At 38.2% G+C, this 13,312-nt stretch carries 15 protein-coding genes; all 15 read left to right on the forward strand.

All coding sequences use genetic code 11. The features are described from left to right. Positions 1 to 8: 8 nt before the first annotated feature. The 15 genes from MKY88_RS07115 to ndk all read left to right on the forward strand — a co-directional run bounded on the left by MKY88_RS07115 (position 9) and on the right by ndk (position 13,077). On the forward strand, positions 9 to 668 hold the full coding sequence (locus MKY88_RS07115) for a flagellar brake protein (protein ID WP_069480660.1): 660 nt from the start codon (positions 9 to 11) through the stop codon (positions 666 to 668). Between the two features lie 96 nt (positions 669 to 764). Continuing rightward, a complete protein-coding gene (cmk, locus tag MKY88_RS07120) occupies positions 765 to 1,439 on the forward strand; it encodes a (d)CMP kinase (RefSeq protein WP_328202452.1) in 675 nt (224 codons plus the stop codon). 102 nt (positions 1,440 to 1,541) lie between these two features. Beyond that, positions 1,542 to 2,678: a 30S ribosomal protein S1 gene (rpsA, locus tag MKY88_RS07125; protein WP_193831365.1), complete on the forward strand. Its 1,137-nt coding sequence runs from the start codon at positions 1,542 to 1,544 to the stop codon at positions 2,676 to 2,678. A gap of 370 nt (positions 2,679 to 3,048) precedes the next feature. Then, entirely contained in the window at positions 3,049 to 4,359 is a 1,311-nt protein-coding gene (gene der, locus MKY88_RS07130) for a ribosome biogenesis GTPase Der (protein WP_025114723.1), read from the forward strand. A gap of 109 nt (positions 4,360 to 4,468) precedes the next feature. Then, positions 4,469 to 5,485 (forward strand): NAD(P)H-dependent glycerol-3-phosphate dehydrogenase, encoded by a 1,017-nt coding sequence (locus MKY88_RS07135; protein WP_036124568.1) that lies wholly within the window; start codon positions 4,469 to 4,471, stop codon positions 5,483 to 5,485. Between the two features lie 223 nt (positions 5,486 to 5,708). Then, positions 5,709 to 5,921: a DUF2768 domain-containing protein gene (locus MKY88_RS07140; RefSeq protein WP_008180416.1), complete on the forward strand. Its 213-nt coding sequence runs from the start codon at positions 5,709 to 5,711 to the stop codon at positions 5,919 to 5,921. Between the two features lie 22 nt (positions 5,922 to 5,943). Next, complete coding sequence (locus MKY88_RS07145) at positions 5,944 to 6,726, forward strand: hypothetical protein (RefSeq protein WP_069480663.1); 783 nt, start codon at positions 5,944 to 5,946, stop codon at positions 6,724 to 6,726. Positions 6,727 to 6,818: 92 nt separating this feature from the next. Further along, positions 6,819 to 8,297 carry a stage IV sporulation protein A gene (gene spoIVA, locus MKY88_RS07150; protein WP_193831366.1) on the forward strand — a complete coding sequence of 493 codons (1,479 nt, stop codon included), beginning with the start codon at positions 6,819 to 6,821 and terminating at the stop codon, positions 8,295 to 8,297. A 198-nt stretch (positions 8,298 to 8,495) separates the two neighbouring features. Beyond that, the gene (locus tag MKY88_RS07155) at positions 8,496 to 8,768 is read left to right on the forward strand and encodes an HU family DNA-binding protein (RefSeq protein WP_004232618.1); all 273 of its coding nucleotides are present in this window, start codon (positions 8,496 to 8,498) and stop codon (positions 8,766 to 8,768) included. Positions 8,769 to 8,988: 220 nt separating this feature from the next. After that, entirely contained in the window at positions 8,989 to 9,558 is a 570-nt protein-coding gene (folE, locus tag MKY88_RS07160) for a GTP cyclohydrolase I FolE (protein ID WP_069480665.1), read from the forward strand. Between the two features lie 62 nt (positions 9,559 to 9,620). After that, positions 9,621 to 9,839, forward strand: a complete 219-nt coding sequence (gene mtrB / locus MKY88_RS07165) for a trp RNA-binding attenuation protein MtrB (RefSeq protein WP_008180408.1) — start codon at positions 9,621 to 9,623, stop codon at positions 9,837 to 9,839. Positions 9,840 to 10,092: 253 nt separating this feature from the next. Next, positions 10,093 to 10,860 (forward strand): heptaprenyl diphosphate synthase component 1, encoded by a 768-nt coding sequence (locus tag MKY88_RS07170; RefSeq protein ID WP_193831367.1) that lies wholly within the window; start codon positions 10,093 to 10,095, stop codon positions 10,858 to 10,860. Between the two features lie 15 nt (positions 10,861 to 10,875). Next, positions 10,876 to 11,580: a demethylmenaquinone methyltransferase gene (locus MKY88_RS07175; RefSeq protein ID WP_069480667.1), complete on the forward strand. Its 705-nt coding sequence runs from the start codon at positions 10,876 to 10,878 to the stop codon at positions 11,578 to 11,580. A gap of 19 nt (positions 11,581 to 11,599) precedes the next feature. Continuing rightward, positions 11,600 to 12,574, forward strand: a complete 975-nt coding sequence (gene hepT / locus MKY88_RS07180) for a heptaprenyl diphosphate synthase component II (RefSeq protein ID WP_069480668.1) — start codon at positions 11,600 to 11,602, stop codon at positions 12,572 to 12,574. A gap of 86 nt (positions 12,575 to 12,660) precedes the next feature. Next, positions 12,661 to 13,077, forward strand: coding sequence for a nucleoside-diphosphate kinase (gene ndk / locus MKY88_RS07185; protein WP_008180402.1), 417 nt, complete (start codon positions 12,661 to 12,663; stop codon positions 13,075 to 13,077). The last annotated feature ends 235 nt before the right edge of the window (positions 13,078 to 13,312 follow it).

Below are 13,312 nucleotides of genomic sequence, written 5' to 3' on the forward strand. Positions count from 1 at the left end.
AGATGCTCATGGAGATTAAAATTGGTACACAATTACAACTTGAACCGACTTATACAGAACTTGTGGAGAAATTTCGCTGTAAGGTTGTAGAGCAACAAGATCATATTCTTTATATTGATTATCCAATTAATATGGCGACAAAGAAAACAGCATTTTTGATAGATGGCTCTGAATTTAGAGCAACCTTTCGTACTGAGGACAAACAATCATTTGCCTTTAATACGGAGGTAATAGGTCGTAAAGCGGGCCATATACCAATGATTATGTTGCATTGTCCAAAACCTGAGGAATTTATTAAAATTCAACGACGAGAATATGTACGAGTTGAGACACCAGTAGATGTGGCAGTTCAGTTCAAGGACCACAAATATCAGTTAGTTGCTTCGGATATTAGTGCAGGAGGCTTGGCCCTCATCTTGAAAGGAGAAGTAGCTTTTAACGATGGGGATGAGGTGAAATTAACGGTTGCCTTGCCGTTTGCCAATGGGGATGTGAAATACGTGATAACAGAGGCAACTGTCGTGCGTATTTTTGAAAAAGATTCTAAACGAATTGCAACAATCCAGCTCACGGATTCAGATGATGTAGACCAACAACATATCGTTCGCTTTTGCTTTGAGCGTCAATTAGGCAATCGACGTAAAGAATTGAATCCCTTTAATGCTTAATATTTTGCATAGCAATTTTTTAAAAGCCCTCTCCTTGCAGAGGGCTTTTTATAGGTTATATGATACAATATGAGGTGACAGAAAGTAGGGAAGAAAATGAAGAAAAACATTCAAATTGCGATAGACGGGCCTGCTGGTGCCGGTAAAAGTACTATTGCAAAAATTGTTGCTGAGGCATTGGATTTTACTTACATCGATACAGGTGCAATGTATCGAGCAGTTACGTATAAAGCGATGCAACAAAACATACATTTAGATGATGAAGCAAAATTAGCTGAGATGTTAGCAGCAAGTACCATTGATTTAAAGCCATCTCCACAGGGGCAGCTTGTCTTTTTAGATGGTCACAATGTATCAGCTGATATTCGATCAAATGAAGTCACATCATCGGTTTCTCAAGTAGCTGCCCATGCAAAGGTTCGTGAGTTATTAGTAGCTCAACAACAAAAACTGGCAGCAAATGGTGGCGTCGTTATGGATGGCCGCGATATTGCTACACATGTATTGAAAGATGCAGAGCTAAAGATTTTTATGTCTGCAACGGTAGAGGAACGTGCAAGAAGACGATTTATAGATAATCAAAAAAGAGGAATCGACTCTTCACTTGAAAAACTTCAGGAAGAAATTGCACTACGTGATAAAAAAGATAGTGAGCGTGAAGCATCACCACTTATCCAAGCAGAAGATGCCGTATTTTTAGATACGACAGCATTGTCTATCGAAGATGCAGCACATGCTATTTTAAAATTAGCAGAAGAAAAAATGCTATAAATCCAAAAATTTCAGACATTTTTCGAATTTAAAGGATTTATTTTTGTCTTTGTCTTCAATATCGAATAAAATAGTAAGGGAAGATGCGAAGGAGGGTTACATATGTCTGAAGAAATGAACTATGCAGAACAAACGTTTAACGAGGGTGATATCGTCAAAGGTATTGCAGAGCAAGTTGATGAAAAAGCAGTATCTGTATCAATTCCAGGTGCACCATTTGATGGTATTGTCCCAATCAGTGAATTATCAAGCTTGCACATTGAGAAAGCTTCTGATGTCATCTCTGTTGGGGATGAGTTAGATTTGATGATTACAAAGGTTGAGGAAGAAAATTTTGTCCTATCAAAACGTAAAGTGGATGCTTTAAAAGCATGGGATACACTTGAGCAACAATTTGCCGCAGGAGAAATTTTCGAAGCGGAAGTGAAGGATATTGTTAAAGGTGGTCTTGTCGTAGATTTAGGTGTACGTGGCTTTGTACCAGCATCACTTGTAGAAGACTACTTTGTCGATGATTTTGAGGGCTATAAAGGCAAAACATTAAGCTTTAAAATTGTTGAGCTTGATAAAGAAAAGAATCGCCTAATTTTATCTCATCGCGCAGTAGTTGAATCAGAAAAAGCTTCACAAAAGCAAAACGTTATTAATCAAATCAAGGCTGGCGATGTTTTAGATGGTAAAGTACAGCGTTTAGCATCATTTGGAGCATTTATTGACCTTGGTGGTATCGATGGTCTTGTCCACATTTCACAAGTGTCTCATGAGCATGTGAGCGATGTGAGTGAGGTTTTATCAGAAGGACAAGGTGTAACTGTAAAAGTTCTATCTGTTGATCCAGAAAATGAACGCATTTCATTATCTATCAAAGAAACGATCCCTGGACCTTGGTCGAATATCGAAGAACGTGCAGCTAAAGGTGCTATTTTAGACGGTAAAGTGAAGCGTCTTACATCTTTCGGCGCATTTGTGGAAGTTTTCCCAGGTGTTGAAGGATTAGTGCACATTTCGCAAATCGCTCACAAACATATCAATACACCACATGAAGCATTAAAAGAAGGACAAGAAGTACAAGTAAAAGTCCTTGATGTCAATGCTGAAGACGGCCGATTAGCGCTAAGCATTAAAGAATTGCTCGAAAATCCAGAAGCAGAAGAAGTGATCGACTACGAATTACCTGAAGAAAACACAGGCTTCTCATTCAGAGACGTAATTGGCGATCAATTAAAAAACTTTAAATAAGAAGAACGCGAGGATACAAGATTGTATCCTCGCTTTTTTTGTTGGAGTGATGAGATAGGATTTGCAAAGAGATGGATAAAAGCATTGAAGTGGGAGGAAACCTACAAAGTGACGGATACAACTCTAGAAGTAGCAGTTAAACCCTCAAAGTAACGAAAAGAACCTTCCAATTAATTGAATTCAAAAGCAACTGATTTACCCTCAAAAAATCCTCCACTCACGCATTCAAAACACAGCATAAAACCGCGAAAATAAATCGTTTGGTTTGGTAAAGCCATACATAGCGTTCTACTTTATGGATATGATATGATATAATGGCATTTTTCGTGTATAATAGCGAAAGACAAGAAGTTGGAAGGATGAAGTACAGATGACGAAACCAGTAGTAGCCATCGTAGGTCGTCCGAACGTAGGTAAGTCGACGATTTTTAACCGTATCGTTGGAGAGCGTGTGTCTATTGTGGAAGATATCCCAGGCGTAACACGTGATCGTATTTATAGTTCGGCAGAGTGGTTAACACACGATTTTAATATTATTGATACAGGTGGGATTGAAATTGGGGACGAGCCGTTTTTAGAGCAAATTCGTCAACAAGCTGAAATCGCCATTGATGAAGCAGACGTTATTATTTTTATGACAAATGGTCGTGAAGGGGTAACGGCAGCCGATGAGCAAGTAGCTAAAATTTTATACAAAACTAAGAAACCTGTTGTACTAGCAGTCAATAAAATCGATAATCCTGATATGCGTGAAATGATTTATGATTTTTATGCATTGGGCTTCGGTGAGCCTTGGCCAATTTCTGGCTCTCACGGCTTAGGTTTAGGGGATTTATTAGACGAATGTGCGAAACATTTCCCGAAAGAAGATGAAGAGCAGTACGGAGATGATGTAATTAAATTCTCATTAATCGGTCGTCCGAATGTGGGGAAATCATCTTTAGTGAATGCGTTCTTAGGTCAAGATCGAGTAATTGTTAGTGATATTGCGGGTACGACACGCGATGCAATTGACACACCTTATGCGTATGAAGATCAGGAATATGTCATTATTGATACTGCGGGTATGCGTAAAAAAGGGAAAATTTATGAAACAACCGAAAAATATTCTGTTTTGCGTGCGTTACGTGCGATTGAACGTTCAGACGTTGTGTTAGTGGTACTGAATGCGGAAGAAGGTATTCAGGAGCAAGATAAGAAAATTGCTGGGTATGCACATGAAGCGGGAAAAGCTGTTGTGATTGTTGTCAATAAATGGGATGCTATCGAGAAAGACGAAAAAACTATGAATGTTTTTACGCAGCAAATTCGTGAGCATTTCCTATTTTTAGACTATGCACCGATTATTTTCGTTTCGGCTAATACGAAACAGCGTGTTCATCAGATTTTACCGATTATCCAACGTGTTAGTGAGAATCATGCGATGCGTATTCAATCTTCTATTTTAAATGAAGTCATAGAAGATTCCGTAGCACGTAATCCTGCGCCAACCGATAAAGGTCGCCGTTTACGTATTTACTACGCTACGCAGGTTGCGATTAAACCACCAACGTTTGTGGTATTTGTCAATGAACCTGAGCTTATGCACTTCTCTTATGAACGTTTCTTAGAAAATCGTATTCGTGAAACATTCGACTTTGAAGGAACACCGATTCGATTAATTACACGTGCTCGTGCTTAAAGTTATAGTCATACACATACAATACGCCAACCCGACACAATTGTTGGGTGGCGTCTTTTTACAAGAAAAGAAAATAGTGTAGACAACCCACAATAAGGGAGGATTTTTTATGGAAAAAGTTTGTGTGTTAGGGGCAGGCTCTTGGGGGTCTGCGCTGGCAATGGTACTGGCGGAAAATGGCCATGATACGCTTGTATGGACACATCGAGCTGAACAGGCAGAAGAAATCAACCGTATGCATACCAATAAAAAATATTTACCTGAAACGGTATTACCAACTAATTTACATGCTACGAGTGATATTGCAAAGGCAGCAACACATGCTGAAACAATCGTTGTGGCTGTGCCGACAAAAGCAATTCGTGAAGTTTGCGAAAAATTGACGGCTGAATTAACTAAAAAAGTTTTATTTGTACATGTTTCAAAAGGAATTGAGCCTGATTCTCTAAAGCGAATTTCTGAAATATTAGCAGAGAGCTTACCTGCTGAAAAAGTGGATGAAATTGTAGTGCTTTCAGGGCCAAGTCATGCTGAGGAAGTGGTTCTTCATCATCCTACAACGGTTACAGCTGCATGTGCGGACATAGATGCTGCTGAAAAAGTACAGGATTTATTTATGAACCAATTTTTCCGTGTTTATACAAATGACGATGTGATCGGTGTAGAAATTGGTGGGGCACTGAAAAATGTTATCGCTTTAGCTGCAGGCATTACAGATGGCTTGAATTATGGGGATAATGCGAAAGCCGCATTAATTACGCGAGGACTTGCGGAGATTACTCGTTTAGGTGTAAAAATGGGTGGTAATCCATTTACGTTCTCGGGTCTTACAGGCATGGGTGATTTGATTGTAACGTGTACAAGCGTTCACTCAAGAAACTGGCGAGCTGGTAATATGTTAGGACAGGGTATGAAGTTACAAGAGGTTCTTGATCAAATGGGGATGGTTGTAGAGGGTGTGCGTACTACAAAGGCTGCCTATCAATTAGCAGAAAAGTATGGTGTGGCAATGCCCATTTCCACAGAGCTTTATAGTGTACTCTTTAACGAAGTAGAACCGAAAGTGGCAGTTGATGCACTTATGATGCGCATGAAAAAACGTGAAATTGACGAGATGAAGCATTAATATTATTTTTATGATTAAATTTGTCATGAAACGGACATAAATAGGGTGTCTCGGTGAATCTACTGAGACACCTTATTATGTGCTATCAGTTGAATAGTTAAAGCATTTTAAAAGGTTGTCCATTTCTTGATAGTTATGGGACAACTATTTCTTTTTAACAAAGGCACATAGTATAATATACTTTGATTGTGTCTTGACATAGAAAGAAAGGTGGTTATTGGAAATGGGCCCGTTAGCTCATATGCCTGCTTTAGATGTAATGTGGGTATCGTTTTATTGTATAGGCTTTATGATAATATCAGTCGGCTTAATTTATTTAGCTCGTAACAAGATTTCAAATGTATTTTTACGAACAATCGTAAATTTATGTGCATACATACTGTTTGGACTTGGCACATTTTTAATGGTACTTATAGTTGCCACATGGCCAGCATAATAAATAACGAGGTGTTAGTAACATGAAAAAACTAAGTACTTTTCTGGTGGTAATTGCAACCGCCATATTGTTAGTCGGGTGTGCGTACCCAGAAGACGAGAAAAGGGCGAAGGTTACGCCTGATGTGGACCAACTAGCAGCTGTTCAGCGTGCTGTTAATGAATACCGTGAAGCAACTGGTGGGCTAGTGCCCATTAAAAATAGCGAATTAGATACAGATTTATATATCAAGTATTTAATTGATTTTGAAAAGCTTATGCCGAAGTATTTGTCGACGATCCCTGGAAACGCCTATGAAAAAGGCGGTATATATCAGTATATTATTTGGGATCCTGAGCATGAAGCGACCGTTAAACTAGTAGATTTAAATGCTGCAGAGCGTATTCGCGAAATAGGAATTCGGAAACTATCTACACAATATTTACCAATAACAGGCTCAACATCAGATAATGTGTACCAAATTAATTATAAGGATTTAGGCTATAAAACAGAGGTTACTGTGAAAAGTCCCTATTCAGGCGTCGAATTACCGCTCTTTATGACTGGTGACGGTGAATTACATGTAGATTATTCCATTGATTTAGGACAACTACTAAAAGAAGACAAGCCGGATGTCAAACCGGGCGATGATATTCGCCAATTACTTGTCGATAAATTTCCTGTAGTACCTGCTTACTCTGTTCCGTATACAGTGGACGAGAAGGGTGAGCCGGTTTATGATATGGACACTTATAAGGCAGATGCCAAGAAGGCTCAAGAACGACAAAAACAAGAGGCAGAAGCCGCCAAGAAAAAAGAAGAATAATCAACAAGCTCCTTACATTTGTGAGGGGCTTTTTCATATTTGTCTACAAGCTCGCATATAGTGAAAAAGCGTAGATAAAGGAGGCAGAAACCTTGAGTGAAGCAGTATTTAAAGAAATTGCAGAGCGAACAAATGGCGATGTTTATATTGGTGTTGTCGGTCCAGTACGTGTAGGTAAATCAACATTTGTAAAAAAGGTAATGGAATCCGTCGTGTTACCAAACATTGTGGATGAAACAGAAAGAATGCGAGCACAGGATGAGTTGCCACAAAGTTCTCCGGGGCCAGTCATTATGACTGCTGAGCCGAAGTTTGTGCCTGCTCAAGCAACCCGTATTGTGGTCGGTGACGATGAAATGCCATTTCAAATTCGATTAGCAGATTGTGTGGGTTACATTATCGAAGGAACAAAAGGCTATGAAGATGAAAATGGACCAAAATTTGTTCATACTCCTTGGCATACAGAGCCTATTCCGTTTCAGGAAGCAGCGAAAATAGGTACGGATAAAGTAATTCGCGATCATGCGAATATTGGAATTGTAGTGACAACTGATGGAACGGTTAATGGTATTAGTCGTCGAGCTGCAGAGAGGGCAGAAGAAGAAATTGTTGAGCAATTAAAGGATATTGGCAAGCCTTTTGTCATTTTACTTAATTGCCAAATGCCAGCTAGAGAAGAAACTGTTCAACTGCGCAATGAGTTGTTTGAACGTTATAATGTTCCCGTTATCGCCATTTCAATTGATCAAATGAGAGAAACTGATATTCAGTATATATTACAAGAGGCGTTATTTGAATTCCCAATCCGTACGATAGAGGTGGAGAAGCCAGATTGGTTAGACGTACTAGATGCCTCACATCCATTAAATGTTGCATTGATTGATTCCATGGAAGAAGTGCTTTCTTCTGTTATGAAAATTAGGGATGTGCAACAAGCATCCGATGCTTTTAAAGCTATTGATTTTATAGATCAAAGTGAAGTAGTCCATGTAGATGCCGGTATTGGCACAGCTGTAATTCGTGTGTCCTTACAGGGTGAACTATATAAATCGGTTTGTAATGAGTGGTTAGAAGAACCGATTGAAACAAAAAAGGATTGGCTACTGTTTATTAAAGAAGCAGCGGAGGCAAAAGAAGCTCAAAAACGCTTTAAAAGTGCCATTCATGATGCGGATACGACAGGCTATGGTGTTACATTACCAATGATGCAGGAATTTGAGCCAACAGCCCCAGAATTAATTAAGCAAAATAATTTCTTTGGTGTGCGAATGAAAGCGAAGGCGCCATCTTATCACATTATTCGTGTCGATATGGATTCAGAATTTGCCCCGTTAATCGGCTCTGAGTTCCATAGTCAGCAACTTTTAAAAGATTTGAACCATGCTTATTTACATGACCGTGATGCTCTATGGAATACACAACTTTTTGGAACACCATTACATGAAGTATTAAAAGAAGGTATTAGATATAAAATGGATGCAGTTCCAAATACAGCCAAAAAACGGATGCGTCAAACGATCGAACGTATGGTAAACGAAGGTGATCGAGGGTTAGTAACATTTATTTTATAGTGATAAAAAATAAAAAGAAGTGTAAAAAATAGGAAAAGGACTTTTCGTTTTTATGCGAAAAGTCCTTTTTTTTGATTTTTTGGGTGAAAAACTGATTTTTTGGTTATAATCATGAATGAATACAGTTGCGTAGCGGTTTTCTATGTGTTACTCTTTTTACAGAATTGGTTCATGACCCTTTGAGAGGAGGTGAATGGTGTGAATAAAACAGAATTAGTAAACTCTGTTGCTGAAGCTGCAGGTCTTTCTAAAAAAGACGCTTCTAAAGCAGTTGAAGCTGTATTTGATACAATTCAAGATGCTCTTGCAAAGGGTGACAAAGTACAATTAATTGGTTTTGGTAACTTCGAAGTACGTGAACGTGCGGCTCGTAAAGGTCGTAACCCACAAACTGGTAAAGAAATCGAAATCGCTGCTAGCAAGGTGCCTGCTTTCAAACCAGGTAAAGCACTTAAAGACGCTGTAAAATAATACACGTCTAGTAGTTACATAGAGCAGTCTTCATGTTAACGAACATGGAGACTGCTCTTTTTAACTTTAAGTTGACTATACATAATTATAATAAAAGCTAGATTTGCTAACTTGCAGCAAATTTTTTGTGAAACAAGTAAGTCATTTTGCGCTTACCTTTTGGATGTGCTACGATGCATAGGGAAATGTGTAATGTTTTGATACGCAGGAGGTTTATTGAATGTCGAATATAGATTTATTAAAAATAGAAGAAGCAGTAAAAATGATTTTAGAGGCGGTAGGTGAAGACGTAAATCGAGAAGGTTTATTAGATACACCAAAGCGTGTCGCAAAAATGTATGCTGAGATGTTTAGTGGCTTACATGAAGATGCCAAAGACTATTTTAGAACAGTGTTCCACGAGGATCATGAAGAATTGGTTCTTGTCAAAGATATTCCTTTTTATTCGATGTGTGAGCATCATCTAGTTCCGTTCTATGGAAAAGCGCATGTCGCTTACATACCGAATGACGGCATTGTTGCAGGACTAAGCAAATTAGGTCGTGCAGTAGAAACAATTGCTCGCCGACCACAGTTGCAAGAACGTATCACATCTTCAGTCGCTGATACCATTATGGAAATGCTAGCACCAAAAGGAGTTTATGTGGTGATTGAGGCTGAGCACATGTGTATGACTATGCGAGGACTGAAAAAACCAGGCTCTAAGACAGTAACATCTGTAGCACGTGGTGTTTATGAGCATGATGAAGTAAAGCGTAGAGAAGTTCTATCATTTATTCAAATGTCTTAAATTGCTTGTCTAATTATGTTATGATGAACTAAGAATTTGTCGGATTTAAGGAGTGTACAAGAATGTCACAAGATTATATTGTTATTCAAGCTGAAGAAGATGGTGTACATGTTATTGGTTTAACGCGTGGAACAGATACAAAGTTCCATCATTCTGAAAAATTAGATGCCGGCGAAGTTATGATTGCTCAATTTACAGAACACACTTCTGCGATGAAGATTCGAGGGAAAGCACAGATTCATACAGCACATGGTGTGATCCATAGCGAAGCAAAAAAATAATATATAGACAAGATATGGTTTCATAATAGTTTTTATCCCGTGCCATTTAGGCACATATAAAAGAGTGAGATGTGAAAAACTAATTATATGGGCAGTAGCATTCCCTTTCCATGGGAAAACTCTACTGCCTATCCTCTTGAAGAAAGCAAAATTTTTTTATTCCGCATCGTTGCGTATGCTATAATGACTCAGTAAGCAAACGTTAAGCCTTAGATAGGATTAACGTATTTGAAAGTGAAATGGAGTAAGGTCTATGAATGCAACATACATTCAAAATTCAATTGCCCAGTTAAAAACAGAGATTTTCATGGATGTTCGTCATAGAACTTTGCAAAAATACACAGGAATGCCTGTGCTAGATGAAAATCAATTGTTTTATTTGTTAGTCCCGTTTTTGAATGGTGAAGAGTGGCAACAAGAGCAACAAGAGGCTGCCATTACTGTTGGCATTGTGTATGCGGCATTGTCGGCACACGATCACATAAAAGAATTAGATGCTACTTCTAAAGAACAGCAGCTTACAGTATTAGCTGGGGATTTTTATAGTGGTCGTTATTACGAAATATTAGCGATGTCTGGAAATGTCGCATTGATACGAAATTTGTCACAGGGAATTGTGACACGATGTGAAAACCAGATAAAGGTGTATGAGACCGAACAAAGAACAATCGAGCAATGGTATGCTTCGATGTGTAATATTGAATCAGGATTAATTGCTCAATTTTTCGAGCTTTATTCCTTTAGTGAATATATACCGTTGATGGAAAAAAGTTTATTGATCTTACGTTTAGAAAAAGAAATGGCAGCTTATCAACGTGGACAAACGTCCTTAATAGGTAAGGCACTTGAAGAAAGTGTTCAACGTCAGGGTACTACTTTTAATAGCGTCATCAAAGAAAAAATAGTGCATTTAAAAATAGAGCTGTCGAAGATGGTGGAGAGTGCATCATTTTTACAAAGTGATGTGAAACGAGCTTTACATGCACATGTAGAGGCTTCTATTGCTTCTACTAACGGATAAGAGAGGTTTTTCAAAATGGCTAAAACGAAAGCAGAGCACGTTCATGAAGTATTTGAGAGTATCTCGGATAATTATGACAAAATGAACGGTGTTATTAGTTTCCAAATGCATATTGGTTGGCGTAACGATACGATGAAACACATGGCTGTCAAACCTGGATCAAAGGCATTGGATGTTTGCTGTGGTACGGCAGATTGGACGATCGCATTGGCTGAGGCAGTTGGAGAAAGTGGAGAAGTAAAAGGACTGGACTTTAGTCAAAACATGCTTAAAGTAGGCGAAAAAAAAGTACAATCATATCCGCAAATTGAACTGATTCATGGAAATGCTATGGAATTACCTTTTCCAGATGATACGTTTGATTATGTGACAATTGGCTTTGGTCTACGCAATGTACCAGATTATTTGCAAGTCTTAAAGGAAATGCACCGTGTCGTAAAACCAGGTGGAATGGTTGTTTGTTTAGAAACATCTCAATCTGAAATTCCTGGTTACCGTCAATTATTCCGTTTTTATTTTAAATATATAATGCCGATATTTGGTAAAATATTTGCGAAAAGTTACAAGGAGTATTCTTGGCTTCAAGAATCTGCGAATGATTTCCCAGGTATGAAAAAGTTAGCGGCATTGTTTGAGAAGGCAGGATTAGAAAAAGTAACGTACAAAGCATACAGTGGCGGTGCTGCGGCAATGCATATAGGCTTTAAAAAGATACGTTAATGGGGGAAGGTTTTCACACGTGGAAAAGATGAAGTTAAAACTACTCTATTCCGATTTGAAATCAGATATCGATATCATTGAACGAGAGTTAGAAAATGCGGTGGACTCATCTTCATATTTGATCAACGATGCTTCTCTCCATTTATTACAAGCTGGTGGCAAACGTATACGACCAATTTTTGTATTACTAGGTGCAAAATTTGGTGAATATGACATTGAGAAGATGAAGGATGTTGCAGTACCTTTAGAACTCATTCATATGGCATCACTTGTCCATGATGATGTTATTGATGATTCCAATATGCGAAGAGGACGCCCAACTGTCAAAGCGCAATGGAATAACCGAGTAGCAATGTACACGGGCGATTTTATTTTTGCACGTGCTCTCGAATATATTACAAAATTAGAAGATCCACTAGTTCATCAAATTTTAGCACGTACCATGGTTGAGATTTGTAACGGTGAAGTTATTCAAATTGAAGATAAATTTAGACTCGATCAAGGTTTAAAGGATTATTTTAGAAGAATTAAACGCAAAACAGCTTTACTTATTTCTTCTAGTTGTGAGTTAGGGGCTGTTGCAGCAGGCGTTGATGCTAAAACTGTACGTCATTTAAAACGCTTCGGCTACTTTGTAGGCATGAGCTTCCAAATTATCGATGATGTGTTAGATATTATGGCAACAGATAAGGAGCTAGGAAAGCCAGCAGGTAGTGATTTATTACAAGGAAATATTACCTTACCGATTCTCTTGTTAAAGGATGACCCGGAGATGCAACCATACTTGGTAAAAGTATTTGCTGGTACATTAACAGAAGCCGAACGTCAAAATATGTTGCAGTATGTGCGTAAATCTCATGCAATTGAGCAAGCTAATCGTATGAGTGATAAATATTTGAAAAAGGCTTTACAAGAAATAGATGCTTTGCCAAAACATCCCGTAAAGAAAAAGCTACGTGATGTTGCATTGTTTATGGGTAAGCGCAAATTCTAGCTTTTTGTTGTACAAAGCCTCTTTTTTTGTTAATATTTATCGGTAGGTGTAAAACCTGTTAGAAGAATTTAAGGAGTGTTTTAAACATGGCAATTGAACAAACTTTTTTAATGGTTAAGCCAGATGGCGTTGAACGTCAAGTAGTTGGAGATATCGTTGATCGTTTCGAGCGTCGCGGTTTTGTAATGAAAGGTGCTAAATTAATGGTAATTTCAAAAGATTTAGCAGAAAAGCACTATGCTGAACATGCTGAGCGTCCATTCTTTGGTGAACTAGTTGATTTCATTACTTCTGGTCCTGTATTCGCTATGGTATGGGAAGGCGAAAATGTAATTAAACTTGCTCGTACAATGATGGGTGCAACAAAACCTGAGGAATCTAACCCAGGTACAATCCGTGGTGACTACGCAACAACTGTTTCTCACAACATCATCCACGGTTCTGACTCTCTTGCTTCTGCAGAGCGCGAAATCGCTTTATTCTTCGGTGAAGATTTAGTTTAATTTGCGAATAGATTAGGCAATCTCAATATAATTGAGGTTGCTTTTTTTTGCTTAAAAAATGGAGATGGTTAGTAGGTTTGTGGTTATTTAGATGGGCCAGTCAACTTAGTGAATCATCTATTTCTAGAACCATATAGAATTGTTAAAAACTTCTTATTCATGTACAATAAATGCTATAATATTCTGATAATTAAGTTAGGAATATATTAATAGTCTTGTCAATAAACTGTGAAGG

The organism is Lysinibacillus sp. FSL R7-0073 (assembly GCF_038009065.1).
Lineage (GTDB): Bacteria > Bacillota > Bacilli > Bacillales_A > Planococcaceae > Lysinibacillus > Lysinibacillus fusiformis.

What these genes read in the sequence shown, in the direction of transcription:
- rpsA (WP_193831365.1), top strand. Translation starts at nt 1,542, where the DNA reads ATGTCTGAAGAAATGAACTATGCAGAACAAACGTTTAACGAGGGTGAT.
- cmk (WP_328202452.1), top strand. Translation starts at nt 765, where the DNA reads ATGAAGAAAAACATTCAAATTGCGATAGACGGGCCTGCTGGTGCCGGT.
- mtrB (WP_008180408.1), top strand. Translation starts at nt 9,621, where the DNA reads ATGTCACAAGATTATATTGTTATTCAAGCTGAAGAAGATGGTGTACAT.
- MKY88_RS07145 (WP_069480663.1), top strand. Translation starts at nt 5,944, where the DNA reads ATGAAAAAACTAAGTACTTTTCTGGTGGTAATTGCAACCGCCATATTG.
- MKY88_RS07170 (WP_193831367.1), top strand. Translation starts at nt 10,093, where the DNA reads ATGAATGCAACATACATTCAAAATTCAATTGCCCAGTTAAAAACAGAG.
- folE (WP_069480665.1), top strand. Translation starts at nt 8,989, where the DNA reads ATGTCGAATATAGATTTATTAAAAATAGAAGAAGCAGTAAAAATGATT.
- MKY88_RS07175 (WP_069480667.1), top strand. Translation starts at nt 10,876, where the DNA reads ATGGCTAAAACGAAAGCAGAGCACGTTCATGAAGTATTTGAGAGTATC.
- MKY88_RS07140 (WP_008180416.1), top strand. Translation starts at nt 5,709, where the DNA reads ATGGGCCCGTTAGCTCATATGCCTGCTTTAGATGTAATGTGGGTATCG.
- der (WP_025114723.1), top strand. Translation starts at nt 3,049, where the DNA reads ATGACGAAACCAGTAGTAGCCATCGTAGGTCGTCCGAACGTAGGTAAG.
- ndk (WP_008180402.1), top strand. Translation starts at nt 12,661, where the DNA reads ATGGCAATTGAACAAACTTTTTTAATGGTTAAGCCAGATGGCGTTGAA.
- MKY88_RS07135 (WP_036124568.1), top strand. Translation starts at nt 4,469, where the DNA reads ATGGAAAAAGTTTGTGTGTTAGGGGCAGGCTCTTGGGGGTCTGCGCTG.
- MKY88_RS07115 (WP_069480660.1), top strand. Translation starts at nt 9, where the DNA reads ATGGAGATTAAAATTGGTACACAATTACAACTTGAACCGACTTATACA.